This is a genomic window from Methylobacter sp. (assembly GCF_023227905.1).
GTDB lineage: Bacteria > Pseudomonadota > Gammaproteobacteria > Methylococcales > Methylomonadaceae > Methylobacter_A.
Window position 1 is genome coordinate 60,547 of sequence record NZ_JALOCF010000008.1, and the last position, 16,310, is coordinate 76,856.

Annotated in this window: 19 protein-coding genes; 3 read left to right on the top strand and 16 right to left on the bottom strand. The window is 48.5% G+C overall.

What is annotated here, in order from left to right:
• Nucleotides 1–5 precede the first annotated feature (5 nt).
• The 6 genes from nusB to nrdR are packed head-to-tail and all read right to left on the bottom strand — an operon-like array spanning nt 6 to nt 4,291.
• On the bottom strand, nt 6–446 hold the full coding sequence (nusB, locus tag M0R47_RS05210) for a transcription antitermination factor NusB (protein WP_292551287.1): 441 nt from the start codon (nt 444–446) through the stop codon (nt 6–8).
• A complete protein-coding gene (gene ribE, locus M0R47_RS05215) occupies nt 446–922 on the bottom strand; it encodes a 6,7-dimethyl-8-ribityllumazine synthase (protein WP_292551290.1) in 477 nt (158 codons plus the stop codon). The genes nusB and ribE overlap by 1 nt, the downstream gene beginning before the upstream one ends.
• A 50-nt stretch (nt 923–972) precedes the next feature.
• Nucleotides 973–2,076 carry a bifunctional 3,4-dihydroxy-2-butanone-4-phosphate synthase/GTP cyclohydrolase II gene (gene ribBA, locus M0R47_RS05220; RefSeq protein ID WP_292551293.1) on the bottom strand — a complete coding sequence of 368 codons (1,104 nt, stop codon included), beginning with the start codon at nt 2,074–2,076 and terminating at the stop codon, nt 973–975.
• A 13-nt stretch (nt 2,077–2,089) separates the two neighbouring features.
• On the bottom strand, nt 2,090–2,746 hold the full coding sequence (locus tag M0R47_RS05225) for a riboflavin synthase (RefSeq protein ID WP_292551296.1): 657 nt from the start codon (nt 2,744–2,746) through the stop codon (nt 2,090–2,092).
• Nucleotides 2,747–2,753: 7 nt separating this feature from the next.
• Entirely contained in the window at nt 2,754–3,839 is a 1,086-nt protein-coding gene (gene ribD, locus M0R47_RS05230) for a bifunctional diaminohydroxyphosphoribosylaminopyrimidine deaminase/5-amino-6-(5-phosphoribosylamino)uracil reductase RibD (RefSeq protein WP_292551298.1), read from the bottom strand.
• A complete protein-coding gene (gene nrdR, locus M0R47_RS05235; protein WP_292551301.1) occupies nt 3,839–4,291 on the bottom strand; it encodes a transcriptional regulator NrdR in 453 nt (150 codons plus the stop codon). Before nrdR ends, ribD begins: the two co-directional genes overlap by 1 nt.
• Nucleotides 4,292–4,489: 198 nt before the next feature.
• Here nrdR and M0R47_RS05240 point away from each other — a divergent pair, with 198 nt between their 5' ends.
• Genes M0R47_RS05240 through M0R47_RS05250 form a run of 3 tightly spaced genes read left to right on the top strand, consistent with a single transcriptional unit; the run spans nt 4,490 to nt 5,880 of the window.
• Entirely contained in the window at nt 4,490–5,140 is a 651-nt protein-coding gene (locus tag M0R47_RS05240) for a class II aldolase/adducin family protein (RefSeq protein WP_292551303.1), read from the top strand.
• A gap of 38 nt (nt 5,141–5,178) precedes the next feature.
• Nucleotides 5,179–5,439, top strand: coding sequence for a glutaredoxin 3 (gene grxC / locus M0R47_RS05245; protein WP_292551306.1), 261 nt, complete (start codon nt 5,179–5,181; stop codon nt 5,437–5,439).
• Nucleotides 5,440–5,493: 54 nt separating this feature from the next.
• Complete coding sequence (locus tag M0R47_RS05250) at nt 5,494–5,880, top strand: hotdog domain-containing protein (protein WP_292551308.1); 387 nt, start codon at nt 5,494–5,496, stop codon at nt 5,878–5,880.
• 38 nt (nt 5,881–5,918) lie between these two features.
• Here M0R47_RS05250 and M0R47_RS05255 read toward each other — a convergent pair whose 3' ends face one another.
• The 10 genes from M0R47_RS05255 to M0R47_RS05300 form a co-directional block, all read right to left on the bottom strand.
• On the bottom strand, nt 5,919–7,100 hold the full coding sequence (locus M0R47_RS05255; RefSeq protein ID WP_292551310.1) for an O-succinylhomoserine sulfhydrylase: 1,182 nt from the start codon (nt 7,098–7,100) through the stop codon (nt 5,919–5,921).
• 127 nt (nt 7,101–7,227) lie between these two features.
• Nucleotides 7,228–8,736, bottom strand: coding sequence for an amidophosphoribosyltransferase (purF, locus tag M0R47_RS05260; protein ID WP_292551313.1), 1,509 nt, complete (start codon nt 8,734–8,736; stop codon nt 7,228–7,230).
• 43 nt (nt 8,737–8,779) lie between these two features.
• Nucleotides 8,780–9,271 (bottom strand): CvpA family protein, encoded by a 492-nt coding sequence (locus M0R47_RS05265; RefSeq protein WP_292551315.1) that lies wholly within the window; start codon nt 9,269–9,271, stop codon nt 8,780–8,782.
• Between the two features lie 16 nt (nt 9,272–9,287).
• Complete coding sequence (locus tag M0R47_RS05270) at nt 9,288–10,043, bottom strand: SPOR domain-containing protein (protein ID WP_292551317.1); 756 nt, start codon at nt 10,041–10,043, stop codon at nt 9,288–9,290.
• Between the two features lie 207 nt (nt 10,044–10,250).
• The gene (gene folC / locus M0R47_RS05275) at nt 10,251–11,522 is read right to left on the bottom strand and encodes a bifunctional tetrahydrofolate synthase/dihydrofolate synthase (RefSeq protein WP_292551319.1); all 1,272 of its coding nucleotides are present in this window, start codon (nt 11,520–11,522) and stop codon (nt 10,251–10,253) included.
• A gap of 17 nt (nt 11,523–11,539) precedes the next feature.
• Nucleotides 11,540–12,496, bottom strand: coding sequence for an acetyl-CoA carboxylase, carboxyltransferase subunit beta (gene accD / locus M0R47_RS05280; protein WP_292551321.1), 957 nt, complete (start codon nt 12,494–12,496; stop codon nt 11,540–11,542).
• 40 nt (nt 12,497–12,536) lie between these two features.
• Nucleotides 12,537–13,340 (bottom strand): tryptophan synthase subunit alpha, encoded by an 804-nt coding sequence (gene trpA, locus M0R47_RS05285; RefSeq protein ID WP_292551324.1) that lies wholly within the window; start codon nt 13,338–13,340, stop codon nt 12,537–12,539.
• Entirely contained in the window at nt 13,337–14,539 is a 1,203-nt protein-coding gene (gene trpB, locus M0R47_RS05290; RefSeq protein ID WP_292551327.1) for a tryptophan synthase subunit beta, read from the bottom strand. Before trpB ends, trpA begins: the two co-directional genes overlap by 4 nt.
• The gene (locus M0R47_RS05295) at nt 14,536–15,168 is read right to left on the bottom strand and encodes a phosphoribosylanthranilate isomerase (protein ID WP_292551329.1); all 633 of its coding nucleotides are present in this window, start codon (nt 15,166–15,168) and stop codon (nt 14,536–14,538) included. Before M0R47_RS05295 ends, trpB begins: the two co-directional genes overlap by 4 nt.
• A 413-nt stretch (nt 15,169–15,581) precedes the next feature.
• Complete coding sequence (locus tag M0R47_RS05300) at nt 15,582–16,238, bottom strand: DUF2231 domain-containing protein (protein ID WP_292551332.1); 657 nt, start codon at nt 16,236–16,238, stop codon at nt 15,582–15,584.
• Between the last annotated feature and the right edge of the window lie 72 nt (nt 16,239–16,310).

Consider the following 16,310-nt stretch of genomic DNA (forward strand, 5'->3'; position numbering starts at 1 on the left):
TGCCTTTACTTTTCAATTTTTGCCTTACCCTTGATTTCCATTGCTCTTCTTTGCTGAGCAACCTTATCCAGTATGCCGTTCACATACTTGTGGCTACCGTCGGCGCCAAAATATTTGGCGAGATTGATGCCTTCATTTAAAACAACCCGATACGGCATGTCCAGGCGATGCAGTAACTCGTACACACCGATTCTTAAAATCGCCCGCTCGACCGGATCGATAGTATCAACCGGACGGTCTACAAATTCCGACAATACCTGATCGATGGCATCCAGATTTTTAGGTACGCCGTAAAACAGCTCGACAAAATAACTTTTCTGAGCATCTTTTAAACGCTCTTCTTCCAGAAATTGCCGTTCAATCTCACTCAGGTTCTGACCGGCCATTTGCCATTGATACAATGCCTGTACAGCCGCTTTTCGGGCATTGGTTCGAGCTTGACTCATTAGATTTCCAGGTTGTTAAATAAACTTACCATTTCGATGGCCGACATAGCCGCTTCGGCGCCTTTATTGCCGGCTTTAGTGCCCGCGCGCTCAATCGCCTGCTCAATACTGTCAACGGTTAACACGCCAAAACTGACCGGCACGTTATATTGCAGGGAAACCTGCGCCAAGCCCTTAACGCACTCGCCGGCAACATATTCAAAATGCGGTGTGCCGCCGCGAATCACCGCGCCTAACGCGATAATCGCATCGTATTTTTTCGCCGCCGCCACGCGTTGCACCACCATCGGCAACTCAAACGCACCCGGAGCTTTAACCAGATGAATGTCCGCTTTATTAGCGCCGTGACGTACCAGCGCGTCGATCGCACCGGCTTCCAGTTGTTCAACGATGAAACTGTTGAACCGGGAGGCTATGATGCAGAATTTTCCGCCTTGAACGAGCAAATTGCCTTCAAAGGTTTTTAATGTTGACATGATGTTTCTCTACTGTGTGATTAACTTGTAATGTTGTTGAGCTAACTTATTCAACCGACATGCTCGGAGACTTCCAAATCAAATCCGGACAATGCGACATATTTTTTCTGGGTTCCTAAGACCTTCAGCTTATGCACTCCCAAATCGGCCAGTATTCTGGCGCCGGTTCCGGTGGTGCGCCAATCTACGGTGCCGATAGTCTGCGCCGGACTGACAATGCCGTGATCTTCCAATTGATAATGATGTATCAGTTCGGCCAGCGATTTATTGTCTTCGCTTTGCCTGATAACGACCAACACTCCGCGCCCTTCCTCGGCTATTTTCTGCATCGCCGAACGCAAAGAAATACTGAAATCGTTGCGCTTGGATGCAAACAGATCGTCCAGCAAATTGCGCGCATGAACCCTGACCAAAACAGGCTCGTCGCCGGAAACTTGCCCCATGACCAGCGCCAGGTGCAGGTTATTGTCATTTCTGTCCTGATAGGCATAGAGTCTGAAATCGCCGAATTCAGTCGGATACGCACACTCGCTGATGCGTTCCAGGGTGTTTTCGTGCTGAATGCGATAATGGATCAAATCGGCGATCGTGCCGATTTTAAGATCGTGTTGCTTGGCAAACACTTCCAGGTCAGGGCGTCTTGCCATCGAGCCGTCTTCATTGAGTATCTCAACGATAACCGCTGCCGGTTCCACGCCCGCCAGCCTGGCTAAATCGCAACCCGCTTCGGTATGCCCGGCACGGTTTAATACGCCGCCGGATTGCGCCATCAACGGAAAAATGTGTCCCGGCTGCACCAGATCATCAGCTTTAGCATCCTCAGCGACTGCGCATTGTATGGTGCGCGCCCGATCGGCTGCGGAAATGCCTGTGGTTACCCCGGTTGCGGCCTCGATAGACACGGTAAAATTGGTTGAGTGAGCAGTCTTGTTTTCATTGACCATCAGCGGCAAGCGCAATTGCTGACAGCGTTCGCCGGTCAAGGTCAAACAAATCAGGCCGCGGCCATAACGTGCCATAAAATTCACGTCTTCGGGACGCGTGAAAGAAGCCGCCATGACCAAGTCGCCTTCATTCTCACGGTCTTCATCGTCCATAATGATGACCATTTTGCCTAAACGTAAATCTTCTATAATTTCTTCGATAGTATTCATGTTGCCTTTGGGCTTAGCCTAAAAAACCGCTTTTTTGCAATAATTCTTCTGTGATGCCGCCAGTGCTTTGGGCTGCCGCATCCCCTTTGATTAACCGTTCCATATAACGGGCCAGTAAATCCACTTCCAGGTTGACTTTAGTGCCGACCACCGCTTCGCCTAAGGTAGTTTCTTTGAGCGTATGCGGCACGATATTAACGCTGAACACGGCGCCGTCGACTTCATTGACGGTCAGGCTGATGCCGTTGATGCAAATAGAACCTTTTTCGGCAATATATTTAGCCAGATTATCGGGAGCTTTAAATTTAAATCGAAAAGAGCGTCCGTCCGCCTGCTTTTCCGTCACTGTGCCGATGCCATCGACATGACCGCTGACGATGTGGCCGCCCAGCCGGGTTGACGGCGTCAAGGCCAGTTCCAGATTAACCGGAGTGCCGACCGTCGCGGCATTCAGGGTGGTTCTGGACAAAGTTTCATTGGAAACATCGGCGCAAAAATGATTTGGACCCAGCTCCACCGCAGTCAGGCACACGCCGTTGACGGCAATGCTGTCGCCTAGCACGACATCGTGCAGCGGTAATTTTCCGGTTGCGATGGTCAAGCGGCAATCACCGGCTTTACGCTCGATTGCCGATATAAGGCCCACTGCCAAGATAATGCCTGTAAACATGGGTATCCTACAATGGAATGAAAGTTAACTTTAAATCAGGGCCGACCTGTCTGACATCGCGCAGTTTTAATTGCTTTTTATCGGCCATCTGCTGCAAACCCGGCAACGCAAACAAGCCGCGTCCCTGGTCGCCTAAAATGCAGGGCGCCATATAGATGACGTATTCATCAACCAACCCTTCGTCCAGTAAGGCGCCATTCAGCACGGAACCGGCCTCAACTAATACTTCGTTGATTTGCTGCCCGGCTAAAAACTCCATCACGGCATACAAATCCAGCCGTCCGTCCTTACCGGGCAATTGATAGACTTCAAAACCTGCCTGCTGCAACGCCTGCTGTTTTTGCTGATCTTCCGCACAGGTTAAAATCAGGCTGCGCCCCGGCAGTTTTGCCATTTGCGCGGTTACCGGCATGTTCAGATGCGTATCCAGCACTACCCTGACCGGTTGCAAGACATCGCCATCGATACGGGCATTCAGCGCCGGATCGTCCGCAAGCACGGTACTGATGCCGGTTAAAATCGCCGAACTTTCCGCCCTTAATCGCTGGACATCGGCTCTGGACTTATCGGATGTAATCCATTTGCTTTCGCCCGATGCCATCGCGGTACGACCGTCCAGGCTCATCGCCAGTTTGCTGCGTACAAACGGGCGGTTTTCGGTCATGCGCTTGATGAAACCGCGGTTTAACGCCTGTGCGTCTTCCTGCAATATGCCGCTGACAACCTCAATCCCCGCCGCTTTGAGCCTTTCCAGTCCCTTGCCCGACACCAGAGGATTCGGGTCCTGCATCGCCGCAACGACCCGACTGACTCCGGCTTTTATCAACGCATCGCAACACGGCGGCGTTCTGCCCTGATGGCTGCAAGGCTCCAACGTCACATAGGCGGTTGCGCCCTTGGCATCCGGCGTATTTTTTAATGCTTCAACTTCCGCATGGCCTTGGCCCGCTTTAACATGCCAGCCTTCGCCGATAACGACATCGTCCCTGACCAAAACGCAACCTACGCGCGGATTCGGGTCGGTCGTGTAGCGCCCTTTTTTTGCCAAGCTTATGGCCCTTGCCATATAAAAAGCGTCGCGCGGCGTTGTCATTATTTCTTTTGCAAGTGCTTAATCATATCGGTAAATTCACTGACATCCTGAAAACTGCGATAAACCGAAGCAAAGCGCACAAAAGCCACATGATCCAATAAACTCAATTCTTTCATGACTTTTTCGCCCAACTCCTGAGCAGGTACTTCCCTCTCGCCCATTGCCCGCAATTCTTTTTTGATTCGATTAATCGCAGCTTCAATATCATCGCTGCTGACCGGACGTTTTTCCAGCGCCCTGAGCATGCCTGAGCGTAGTTTGTCTTCCTCGAAAGGTTCACTTATCCCGTCGCGCTTGATAATACGAGGCAGCGTTAATTCGGCCACTTCATGCGTAGTAAATCGTTCTTTACACACATTGCATTCACGCCGGCGGCGAACCTGGTCGCCTTCATTTGCCAATCTGGAATCAAGTACTCGTGTATCTTGCGCCCCACAAAACGGACATCGCATAAGTTAAGCCACTGTTTTTCTTGTTTACCGATGACCTCCAAGGATGGAGGAAATGCCAACGGCTGCCGGGAGCAGTCGCGGCAAAATCGGTCTTCAAATTTGAGAACCGTCAATTTTATAACACTCTGCATTTTATCTGCATTTTATTTTCTAAACTATACTGTAGCCTCGTTTATACCACCCAGCGATACAAGCCCAATGACCGAACAAGAAGGCGTTATAAAATATCAGCTAAAGCATGCGCGACAGCCGATCGATTCCTCGTTTTCATTAACCGAAATCAATGCCTGGCGCACTATTTTCTTCCGGCTTGATCTTATCGGACAAGATCCTGAGCGATACGACAACATCGGCTTCGGTAATATTAGCCAGCGGATCGATTCTCACAGCGATCAATTTATCATCAGCGGCACGCAAACCGGACATATTGAGCATCTAAGCCATGAACACTACGCTCTTGTTGTCAAAGCGGAACCCCACCAAAATAGCCTTCAATCCTGCGGCTTGTGCAAACCCTCTTCTGAATCTTTGACTCACGCCAGCGTTTACGCACAGAACAATACCATTCAAGCTGTGATTCACGCCCACAACCCCGAAATTTGGAAGCATACCGCAGCGCTAGGCTTACCTCATACCAACGCCGATGTTCCTTACGGTACAGTGGAAATGGCGACGGCTGTCGAGCAATTATTCCAATCGGGTGAACTCATGCAGACTTCTCTATTTACCATGCTGGGGCATGAAGACGGCGTGGTTGCATTCGGCAAAAACATGCAGGAGGCGGCATGGGAATTGATCAAATATTTGTCAATGGCCATCGGAATTGAACAGCAACGTATTAACCGATAAAATGCCCGGCACCTATATTAGCAATCTTTAATAAAAATATGCCGGAAATACTGCTTTACACCACCAACATTTGCCCTTATTGCATAATGGCAAAACGCCTGCTCGACAAAAAAGGCGCTTCTTATACGGAAATCAATGTGGATTCCAAACCCGGCTTAAGGGAAGAGATGATGCGCAAAACAAACCGCAGGACGGTACCGCAAATCTATATCGGCGATTATCATGTCGGAGGCTTTGACGAGCTGTATGCGCTGGATCAGCAAAAGAAGCTGGATGCCTTATTGTCGCCAAGCTCTTAAAAGCAACGATCTTCACGTATTAAACCTTAATACTGATCAACGAGGAGACATCCGATGGATCACTATAAACTGGTTTTACCCCAACATTTAAATCATTACGGTTATTTATTCGGCGGCAATCTGTTGCAGTGGATCGACGAGATTGGCTATATCGCAGCCAATCTCCAGTTTCCGGGCCATGAATTTGTCACGATTGGGCTGGACAATGTGGTATTCAAACAGAGCATCAAGCTCGGTTCCATCCTGAAGTTTGAATCGAAATTGATCAGGCTCGGTAACACGTCGGCGACTTATAATGTTAAAGTTTCCTGCGAGGATCGCGACACCGGCTGCGTTGCCCATGTTTTTGAAACCAATATTACTTTTGTCAGTATTGACAAGTCCGGCAATAAAAAACCGATTAATGCCAGCGGTGCGGATCAAGGAACTATTATTCCCTGATCCGCACCAAATCCGCCACATGGCTCTCTTATCTGGTTTTACAAACCTCTTAAAAGGTCGTTTTTAATATCTTCAATATTTTCCAGTCCGACTGAAACCCTGACCAAGCCGTCCTTAATACCGGCCGCCGCCCTGACCTCCGGCGTCAAACGGCCATGGGTAGTGGTTGCCGGGTGCGTAATAGTGGTTTTAACATCGCCCAGATTTGCGGTAATCGACAGCATTTCAGTGGCGTCGATCAGCTTCCAGGCATGCTCTTTGCCGCCGGTTAATTCGAAACTGACTACACCGCCGAAATGGCTTTGCTGACGCTTGGCCAGCTCGTGCTGAGCATGCGATGGCAAACCGGGATAATGAACCTTGGCGACACCGGCCTGTTGCTCCAGCCAAAGGGCCAGCTCAAAAGCGTTGTCGCAATGCGCTTTGACTCTGATCGCCAGCGTTTCCAAGCCGGATAAAAATACCCAGGCATTAAAAGGGCTCATGGTCGCGCCGCCGGTGCGAAGATATGGATAAATATATTTTTCTATGATTTCTTCACTGGCAACGACTGCACCGCCGACACAACGGCCCTGCCCGTCTATATATTTTGTTGCCGAATGAACAACGATATCCGCGCCCAGTTCCAACGGCTTTTGCAAGACAGGCGTACAAAAACAGTTATCAACAATCAGTAAGCAATCGTGTTTATGGGCGATATCCGCAAGCACTGAAATATCGGCAATTTCAATCAACGGGTTGGACGGGGTTTCCAGAAATAAAAAGCGGGTATTCGGCTTAATTGCCGCTTCCCAGGCTGCGGTATCGATCAAGTCGACAAAATCAGTCTCAACCCCGAATTTACCAAAGTAGTTCTGGAACATCAATACGGTATTGCCGAACACGCCGCGCGAACAGACCACATGATCCCCGGCTTTAAGCAAGCCCATACCGACCGCCATAATAGCCGCCATACCGGATGAGAACGCCAAACAGCGTTCGCCTTTCTCCATCAATGCCAGCCTTTCCTGAAAGGCACTAACCGTCGGGTTGGTAAAACGGGAATAAATATTGCCCGGTTTCTGTCCGGTAAAACGTAAAGAAGCCTCTTCGGCACTCTTGAACACATAACTGGATGTCGCAAAAATTGGGATGCTGTGCTCATCTTCATGAGTGCGTTGATGCCCCGCTCTGATAGCTTGGGTTTCCAGAGAGTAGTTATTCCAGTTAGTGTCTTTCATTTATTTTTAACGTCTTTGTTTGTTAAAAGAGCAGGCAAAAGGCGAAGGACGAAAGGCAAAGACCGGTCATTGAGGTCTGTTTTTTGCCCTTCGTCCTTCGCCTTTTGCCTTTATTCAGCCTTACTTATCAATCACCATTCTGCATTTCGATAATGAAGTTTTCCGAGTTTCTTTGCGTTTGCGCACTGTCATTCCGCAAAGCCTCGGTGCGCTCCAGATAGTCATCGTCAATATCCCCGGTAATGTACTCCTTGCTAAAGCAAGAGGTATCGAAGTGCCCGATATCTTGGTTACCTTTACGCACCGCATCAATCAGGTCATTCAGTTCCTGATAAATTACCCGGTCTGCGCCGATTGCTATACAGACTTCGTCCTCAGTACGATCATGGGCAATCAATTCGTGAGCAGCCGGCATATCAATACCGTAAACATTAGGATAGCGAACCGGTGGCGCAGCAGAGGCAAAATACACTTTTTTGGCGCCGGCATCTCTGGCCATCTGGATAATCTGCGCGGATGTTGTGCCTCTGACGATTGAATCATCGACCAGCAACACATTCTTGCCTTCAAACTCAAGGCCGATGGCGTTTAGCTTTTGCCTGACCGACTTTTCCCGCATTTTTTGGCCCGGCATGATAAAGGTTCGGCCGATATAACGGTTTTTTATAAAACCTTCTCGGTACTTGACGCCCAGCAGGTTTGCCATCTGCAAAGCCGCGGTTCTGCTGGTATCGGGAATGGGAATAACCACGTCAATATCATGGTCAGGCCAGTCTCTTTGTACCTTTTTAGCTAATTTTTCACCCATGCGCAGACGTGCTTTATAAACCGAAATACGGTCGATAATTGAATCCGGTCTGGCAAAATAGACGTACTCGAAGATACACGGACAGTGATCTATTCTTTCGGCGCATTGTTTAGTGTGCAATACGCCTGATTCTTCGATAAATACCGCTTCACCGGGCTCTATATCTCTATTAATTTCAAAACCCAGCACATCAAGCGCTACACTTTCTGATGCAATCATGAATTCCGAGCCTTGCTCGGTTTTTCTTTCGCCAAACACTATCGGCCGGATGCCGTGAGGATCTCTAAAGCCCAAGACCCCGAATCCGGCAATCATAATCACGACCGCATAAGCCCCGCGACAACGGCGATGCACGCCGGATACCGCCTGAAACACATCCTCTACAGTTAACTGTAATTTACCCAAACTCTGCAATTCGTGAGCAAAAACATTCAGCAAAACTTCTGAGTCGGAATCGGTATTAATATGGCGTTGGTCTTCTACAAACAGGGCCTTTTTTAACTCCGCTGTATTGGTCAAATTGCCGTTGTGCGCAAGCGTCAAGCCAAAAGGAGAGTTTACATAGAACGGTTGTGCTTCTGCAGAACTGGTGCAGCCTGCCGTTGGATAACGCACGTGGGCAATACCCATATTGCCTTTCAATTTCAGCATCTGGGCATTGGTAAAAACATCACGGGTCAGACCGTTTTCCTTGCGCAAATGCAGCCGCCCGGCTTCACAGGTCACAATACCCGCGGCATCCTGACCTCTATGTTGCAAAACTGTCAGAGCGTCATAGAGCTCTTGGTTAACAGCTTGATGTGAAACGATACCAGCAATACCACACATTATTTTTTAACCTGCATTGTTTTGTAGAGATTAACGAAAGAAATTAACGATAAATGATGTATTCCGCCATACCTGACGAAAAATGATCCCGCAACCATACCGCGAGTAATTGAAAAGGTGGAATCAATGTTGATTCTGTCCACCAGGAATCTTTAGGCAAAGGTGTCAATCCCGCCAGTATGATAACGACAGTAACAACGATCAGGCCGCGAACAACGCCAAAAACCATTCCACCGAAACGTTCCATGAAGGTTAAGCCGGTTTTCTTTGCCAATACGCTCAATAAAAAACCGATCAAACCGCCAAGACTTAATGTAATAGCAAACAAAGCCACAAAAGATGCGACTATTCTGGCTGGCGGGTGGCTGATAGTCGGTTCCAGAAAACCTGAAAAATCACGACTAAACATTAAACTCACCCAGATTGCCAGTATCCAGAATACTAATGAAAAAACTTCCTTGATAAACCCGCGCAGCAGCCCGATTACAAAGGAAATAAAAACAAGCCCTAAAAGGGTAAAATCTATCCAAATCATGCTTTTGCTAAGCGCATTACTCGGAAATCAGGATTGCCTTTATATTCAATTTATCCAATCTTGCCTTCATTGCGGCCGCTTTTTTTCCGTCAAGTTCCGGACCTACTCGGAGCCGATATGTAGTTCCTTTATCTGTTTGAACGGTATCCAATGAGGCAGGCAAGCCTTGGTCATGCAAACTGTCCCAAAGCGACATAGCATTTTCTTTTTTACTAAAACTACCTAATTGAATATACCAGCGCACCAATTTTTCAGCTGGTTTTGGTGCAACTGCCGGTTTTTTTGCCTCAGCTACAGCGGCGGCCAAGCTCTTTGCGCTAGTTGGCTGCTTAAGAGCCGGCTGTAAAGCCCCTGCTTTGGTCGCATTTTCTTTACTGGCTATCGCCGGTTCAACTTCAGGTTTTTTAACTGTAGGCCGTACGGGTTCTACGGCTTTTTTAACCTTTGCAGGCTCTTTAGCCACCGCTTCTATACGTGGTGCTTTTGGAGCTACGCTTTTGCGAATGCCATCCGTAGCGCCTGCGGATGAAGGTTGTTCAGCAGGAAGCTGTTTTATCCGCGATTTTGGCTGGTTACTTTCCGGCTCAGTAGTTTCTTCCGCACCGGCATCCTCGCGAGTATAGCCTTCAGATTCAGCATACAATGTCTCTTCGGAATTTCCCTGTTTAGGCTGGCCAGATGATGCAGACTCTTCGATAATTTCTTCTGCAGCCCCTGTACTCTCAAGCGTATCGCCAGCGGCTTCAGTAGCTAAAGGCTCGGGATCCGGCAACTTTGAAACCTGCTCGGCGCTGGTCGGCAGTTTATCGGCTGTGTTTACGCCTGACTCGGCTGGGACGGGGATATTCAACTCGCTTACAAGCTGACCACTATTATCGACAGGATCATCGAACAGCATGGGGATAAAAATAGCACATAGCGCCGTCACAACGACGGCGCCAATCAAACGTTGTTTTAATTCATGATCCATTTCGTCTACTCACTTATTCTCAAATTCAACCAAGCACTCAGATACCAAAAAAAAAGATCCAAAAACCAATAACAGATCACCTTGTTGCGACTGGTTTTTTGCTGCCGAAAATGCTTCAGTAAAGCCGGAAAAACCAAACGAAACATTGGTTATCGAACTTTGTGAAAAAATATCGCGCATAACGGATTCGGTAGCCGCTCTAGGATTTGCCAACGGCGCAAAAAACCAGTCATAAACCACATGATTCATAATTTCCAGAACGCCAGCGATATCTTTATCTTTCATCATTGAAAAAACCGCATGGATGCGTCTATCGGGGAAAACAGTCGCCACATATTCGGCCAGCGTTCTGACCGCCTGAGGATTATGCCCCACATCCAGCAGCACGGGTATTTCGCCTTCGATCAATTGAAACCGCCCGGCCAAACGGACATTTTTTAGCCCTTGTTTAATCGATGCTTCAGTGACCGGCAGGATTGCGGCCATCTGGGTCACCGCCAAAATAACCGCCGATGCATTACGATATTGGTGCTCTCCTTTTAAGCCGGGCTCCGGTAATTGTAACATTTGCCGGTCCGCAAAGTACCAATCCCATCCTGTTGCCTGCTTTTTATAACCAAAATCTTTACCTATGCAATATGACAAGGCATGCCGCTCAATAGCGCTCTGCCTCAATGATTCCGGCGGATTCGGATCACCGATGATAGCCGGAGTTGCGGCTCGAAAGATACCTGCTTTTTCCCGCCCTATGGCTTCTCGCGTAGCGCCCAGCCATTCAATATGATCGATGCAGATACTGGTGATTAATGCCACATCGGGATCGACAATATTGACGGCATCCAAGCGACCGCCCAAACCCACTTCAAGCAACTGAACATCAACCCCGGCGCGGTGGAATATATCCAACGCCGCCAACGTGCCAAATTCAAAATAGCTTAATGAGGTATCGCCACGTACTGACTCTATTCTTGCAAATGCTTCGCAAATTGCGTCATCCGATACCGGCTTGCCATCTATTTTTATTCTTTCATTATATTTCAGAATATGCGGCGATGTATAAGCTCCTACCCGATAACCTTGCGCCGTGTAAATTGACTCAAGATAAGCCACTGTCGAACCTTTGCCGTTGGTTCCTGCAACAGTAATGGTTGGAGGCTTAATATAATCAGGGTTAAGCGCATGAAAGACCCGTGCCGCCCGCTCCAATCCCAAATCAATCACTAAAGGATGTAAGCTCTCCTGCCACTTCAGCCAATCCTGTAGCGAGTCAAAATGTATCATTAACCGGTATTAAAAAATCAGTCTTCCTGATCCGGGTGATGATCAACATCACCCGCTTCATCTTCAACAGCCACAACTTCCATCTCGACACTAAAACGTTGCGCTGGAATGTTTCTACCCGCCATCAGCAAAGCTAGAATATCGGCTATTTTATCACGCATCTCACGCCTATCGACAATCATGTCAATAGCGCCATGCTCTTGTAGAAACTCGCTACGTTGAAAACCTTCCGGTAGCTTTTCCCGGACGGTTTGCTCGATGACGCGAGGACCTGCAAAACCAATCAAAGCATTGGGCTCGGCGACATTAATATCGCCCAGCATGGCCAAACTGGCTGAAACGCCGCCCATGGTCGGATCGGTCATAAACGAAATGTACGGAAGTCCCGCTTCGGGCAGCTTGGTTAATGCCGCGCTGGTTTTCGCCATCTGGAACAATGAAAACAGCGATTCCTGCATGCGTGCGCCACCACTGGCCGTAAATACGATAAACGGTACGCCCAATTCCAGGCTCTTGCTGATGCCACGGACAAACTTTTCGCCGACCACCGACCCCATTGACCCGCCCATAAAGCTGAAATCAAAGGCGGCTGCAACAATATCCTGGCCTTTAAGCTGGCCTTTTATCACGACCAGCGCATCATTTTCCTTGCTCTGCTTTTGCGCTTGAGTGATACGATCCTTATATTTCTTACTATCTTTGAACTTTAACGGATCGACAGGCTTAACATTTTTGCCTATCTCTTCATGACCGCCCTCATCCAGGAACATATTCAAGCGCGTTCTGGCCGAAATACGCATGTGATGATCACATTTTGGACAAACGCTAAAATTCCTTTCTAGCTCAATGTTATAAAGGATTGCATTACAGCTAGGGCACTTATTCCACAATCCTTCGGGCACAGCGCCCTTTTTATTTGACCCTTCGGTTCTAATTGTTGAAGGGATTAACTTCTCAAACCAACTCATTCGCATGCCCCGTCGTATTTCATCATCGTATTCTAAACCTTGTCTTTTAGCTATCCATGGCCTGACGCATCGCTCCCAATAACTCGACTATCTCTTTTTGGGCGCGTTCAGGATCATCCAGATTTGCTTCGATTTTGCTGATCAGAGCGCTGCCGATAACCACGCCGTCTCCCAAATTTGCAACTGTCTTCGCAGTTTGTGCGTCTTTGACGCCAAAACCGATCGCCACAGGCAAATGCGTATTTGCCCTGATTTGGTTGAGCTTGGTTTCTACATCCTTAACGTCCAAATGCCCTGCGCCAGTTACGCCTTTTAGCGAAACATAATAGATATAACCGCTACCGGCTGCATCCATTTTCCTAATTCGGTCATCGCTGCTGTTAGGCGCTAACAGGAAAATCGGATCGATGTCGCGCGCCTTTAACAGCGCAACGCATTCATCCGCTTCTTCCGGCGGCAAATCAACGGTTAAAACGCCATCAACCTCGGCCCGTTGCGCGGCATTGGCAAACTCTTCGTAGCCCATGGCTTCAATAGGGTTCACATAACCCATCAGCACCACCGGCGTTTGTTGATTGGTTCTTCTAAACTCTGCCGCGATAGCCAATGTGCGTCTTAAGCTCATTTTATGGTCCAAAGCGCGCTCGCTGGCTCGCTGAATAACCGGGCCGTCCGCCATCGGATCGGAAAACGGCACGCCCAGCTCGATAACATCAGCGCCGGCCTCGACCATCGCATGCATCAACGGCAGGGTGAAATCAGGCCTGGGATCGCCTGCGCTAACAAATGGAATTAGCGCCTTGCGGCCTGCTTTTGCTAGTTGTTCAAATGTAGCGGCTAATCGACTCACAGTTCTATCCCCTCGCGTTGAGCCATCGTTTGCATATCCTTATCGCCACGACCGGACAGACAGACAACGATAATTTCATCTTTTTTCATAGTAGGCGCAAGCTTCATGGTGTAAGCCATCGCATGACTCGATTCCAATGCCGGAATAATGCCTTCCATTCTGGTTAGCGCATGAAAGCCTTCCAACGCTTCATTATCGGTAATATTGACGTATTGAGCTCTGCCGGTATCTTTCAGCCAAGCATGCTCAGGGCCGACACCGGGATAATCCAGACCGGCCGAAATGGAGTGCGTCTCGATAATTTCGCCGTCGTCATCTTCCATCAGATAAGTCCGGTTGCCATGCAATACGCCGGGACGACCCGCGCATAGAGGCGCAGAGTGGCGACCTGTTTCAACACCGTCGCCAGCCGCTTCAACGCCGATCATTTTTACCGAACGGTCGTCAATAAAAGGATAAAATAGCCCGATTGCATTTGACCCACCGCCAACGCAGGCAACCAAGGCATCAGGCAAACGTCCCGCCTGATCCAGACATTGCTGTCTTGCTTCACGGCCGATGATGGCCTGAAAATCTCTGACCATCGCAGGATAAGGATGCGGACCCGCAACCGTACCGATAATATAAAAAGTGTTATCGACGTTAGTCACCCAGTCTCTGAGCGCTTCGTTCAATGCGTCTTTTAGGGTTTTGGAACCGGATTCAACAGCGACGACTTTCGCGCCCAGCAGCTTCATCCGATACACATTTAAAGATTGCCGGGCAACATCAACGGCACCCATATAAACCACACATTCCAAGCCCAGCCTTGCCGCAACCGTCGCTGTCGCAACACCATGCTGACCTGCACCGGTTTCAGCAATAATGCGGGTCTTGCCCATGCGCTTAGCCAATAATGCCTGGCCGATGGTATTATTTATTTTGTGTGCGCCGGTATGGTTCAGGTCTTCCCGTTTCAGGTAAATCTGCGCGCCGCCCAGCTCACGACTCCAGCGTTCGGCGTGATATAACGGCGAAGGCCGGCCTACGTAATGCTGTAAATCAGCATCCAGTTCCGCTATAAATTCAGGATCGTTTAAATACTGCTGATAAGCGGCATTCAGTTCCTGAATCGGTGGAATCAATGTTTCTGCGACAAACATTCCACCGTAAGGGCCAAAGTGTCCCCGTTCATCGGGCATATTATATTTTTCTGTCATATTATTATTCTGTCACCCTCGTTAACTTCACGTATGAATGCCGCCATTTTAAGCGCATCCTTTATACCTTTTTCCGATTCCACACCGCTGCTGACATCCAGAGCATAGGGTCTTACTGTCTGTACCGCCTGTCTGGCATTACTCATATCCAAGCCACCCGCCAATACAATTGGCAAAGCGCAATGTTCGGGGATCAAATCCCAGTTAAACCGGCTGCCCGTGCCGCCTTTCGCTCCCGGATGATACGCATCCAACAGCAACCCTGCCGCGTCATGATATTGCAGAGCCAAGTCCCAAACATCGATGCCGTCCTGCATTCGTATCGCCTTCATATAGCGCTTGCCATACAGCCCGCAGGCTTCAGCCGGCTCATCACCATGAAATTGCAGGCAATCTATCGGCACCTGCTCCAGAACCTCACGTATCCGCGACTCCCGCTCATCAACAAACAAAGCCACGACCGTCACAAACGCAGGCAAAGCCTTAACAATTTCAGCAGCCTGATCAATATCAACATTTCTCGGACTGGGCGGATAAAACACCAGGCCAATTGCATCCACGCCAAGTTGAGCCGCACAAACTGCATCTTCGGCCTGGGTAAAACCGCAAATTTTAACGCGAGTTCGCATAAAGTGATATGAGAAATTTAACCAAAAAACTAGCCGCCTAGAATAACATAAAAAGCATGATGATTTGTTGGTAATCATTAATCTGGTTTATGCAAACCACAACAACCTTGTTCGCAATGAAATCGATGCGGCGATGAGTAAGTTTCTGACGAAATATGTTATGTAATAAATATGTAAACTTTCAAAATCGTGGAGTTATTCAGAGAATGCGAGTGACAAGCAAGGACGTGGCAGTAGCTGCTGCGTGATTTTTCACAGCTTGCTTGAACTTGGATGCCAAACAAGCTCTCAGTGAAAACAGCAAAGTTCCAGCGAAATATTATGCTAAAAATAAATTTTCGATGAACCGCTTCATCGCACATAAAACACAGCCAATGGATAAAGCAGAGAAACTGTCTATCATATAGCTTATGTTAATGCTGGTGCTCATGTTCATGTTCATGTTCATGTTCGTGATCATGTTGATGCTCGTGAGCACCAGCATCCTGCATTTGGGCAGCATCAACGCCTACGCCGTATTTATAAACCATCAACCCGCCTAAATCCGCACCCAGCAGCATCACAATACACAGTAAGCCCGCTAAGATCAGAAAAAAACTGTTAGCCCCACCTTGGATGACTCCGCCGGTTTTCCAGCGCCAGACCGACAATAAAGCCGCCAAAGACAACACAGATACACCAAAATGTTCATGCCGCTCCATGATTTCATGAACATCATCCCCATGCGGCACTGTATTTGCAGCAATGAAACCGGCCATCACCGTAAAGGCAGCGCTTACGGCGCCCAAGTAAAGCAGCCAGCTCGCGACATTGCGCCAGTGTTGCTTTTTTGCCAGCGTGCCGACCAGATCCAAAACAAAAAAAGCCGATAAAAACGCGAGCGGAAAATGCACCAACATAGGATGAATGTTATCCATGCTGGAGATGCCGGGCAGCAAAACCGAAAAAATACCCTCAGGATCATGAGATGAGAGCTCTTCGAAAAAAGCCAGCAAACTTGCAACACTTTCTGCGATGCCGCCGCCGTGATCGGCTCCGCCATGAATTTGAAAAGACAAATAGTTATACATATTGACCATCGTTTTTATTTGTAAGAAAGGTAATCTACTTGATATTCGGGCAATTGCAAACAAGCTTGCAAG

Bases quoted from the DNA above. Each gene is read 5' to 3' on its own strand.
- M0R47_RS05250 (WP_292551308.1), top strand. From the start codon at position 5,494: ATGGATCACTATAAACTGGTTTTACCCCAACATTTAAATCATTACGGT.
- ribBA (WP_292551293.1), bottom strand. From the start codon at position 2,076: ATGAATACTATCGAAGAAATTATAGAAGATTTACGTTTAGGCAAAATG.
- M0R47_RS05300 (WP_292551332.1), bottom strand. From the start codon at position 16,238: ATGTATAACTATTTGTCTTTTCAAATTCATGGCGGAGCCGATCACGGC.
- purF (WP_292551313.1), bottom strand. From the start codon at position 8,736: ATGTGTGGTATTGCTGGTATCGTTTCACATCAAGCTGTTAACCAAGAG.
- trpB (WP_292551327.1), bottom strand. From the start codon at position 14,539: ATGACAGAAAAATATAATATGCCCGATGAACGGGGACACTTTGGCCCT.
- M0R47_RS05240 (WP_292551303.1), top strand. From the start codon at position 4,490: ATGACCGAACAAGAAGGCGTTATAAAATATCAGCTAAAGCATGCGCGA.
- nrdR (WP_292551301.1), bottom strand. From the start codon at position 4,291: ATGCGATGTCCGTTTTGTGGGGCGCAAGATACACGAGTACTTGATTCC.
- M0R47_RS05265 (WP_292551315.1), bottom strand. From the start codon at position 9,271: ATGATTTGGATAGATTTTACCCTTTTAGGGCTTGTTTTTATTTCCTTT.
- M0R47_RS05255 (WP_292551310.1), bottom strand. From the start codon at position 7,100: ATGAAAGACACTAACTGGAATAACTACTCTCTGGAAACCCAAGCTATC.
- accD (WP_292551321.1), bottom strand. From the start codon at position 12,496: ATGCGAATGAGTTGGTTTGAGAAGTTAATCCCTTCAACAATTAGAACC.
- nusB (WP_292551287.1), bottom strand. From the start codon at position 446: ATGAGTCAAGCTCGAACCAATGCCCGAAAAGCGGCTGTACAGGCATTG.
- ribE (WP_292551290.1), bottom strand. From the start codon at position 922: ATGTCAACATTAAAAACCTTTGAAGGCAATTTGCTCGTTCAAGGCGGA.
- ribD (WP_292551298.1), bottom strand. From the start codon at position 3,839: ATGACAACGCCGCGCGACGCTTTTTATATGGCAAGGGCCATAAGCTTG.
- grxC (WP_292551306.1), top strand. From the start codon at position 5,179: ATGCCGGAAATACTGCTTTACACCACCAACATTTGCCCTTATTGCATA.
- folC (WP_292551319.1), bottom strand. From the start codon at position 11,522: ATGATACATTTTGACTCGCTACAGGATTGGCTGAAGTGGCAGGAGAGC.
- M0R47_RS05295 (WP_292551329.1), bottom strand. From the start codon at position 15,168: ATGCGAACTCGCGTTAAAATTTGCGGTTTTACCCAGGCCGAAGATGCA.
- M0R47_RS05225 (WP_292551296.1), bottom strand. From the start codon at position 2,746: ATGTTTACAGGCATTATCTTGGCAGTGGGCCTTATATCGGCAATCGAG.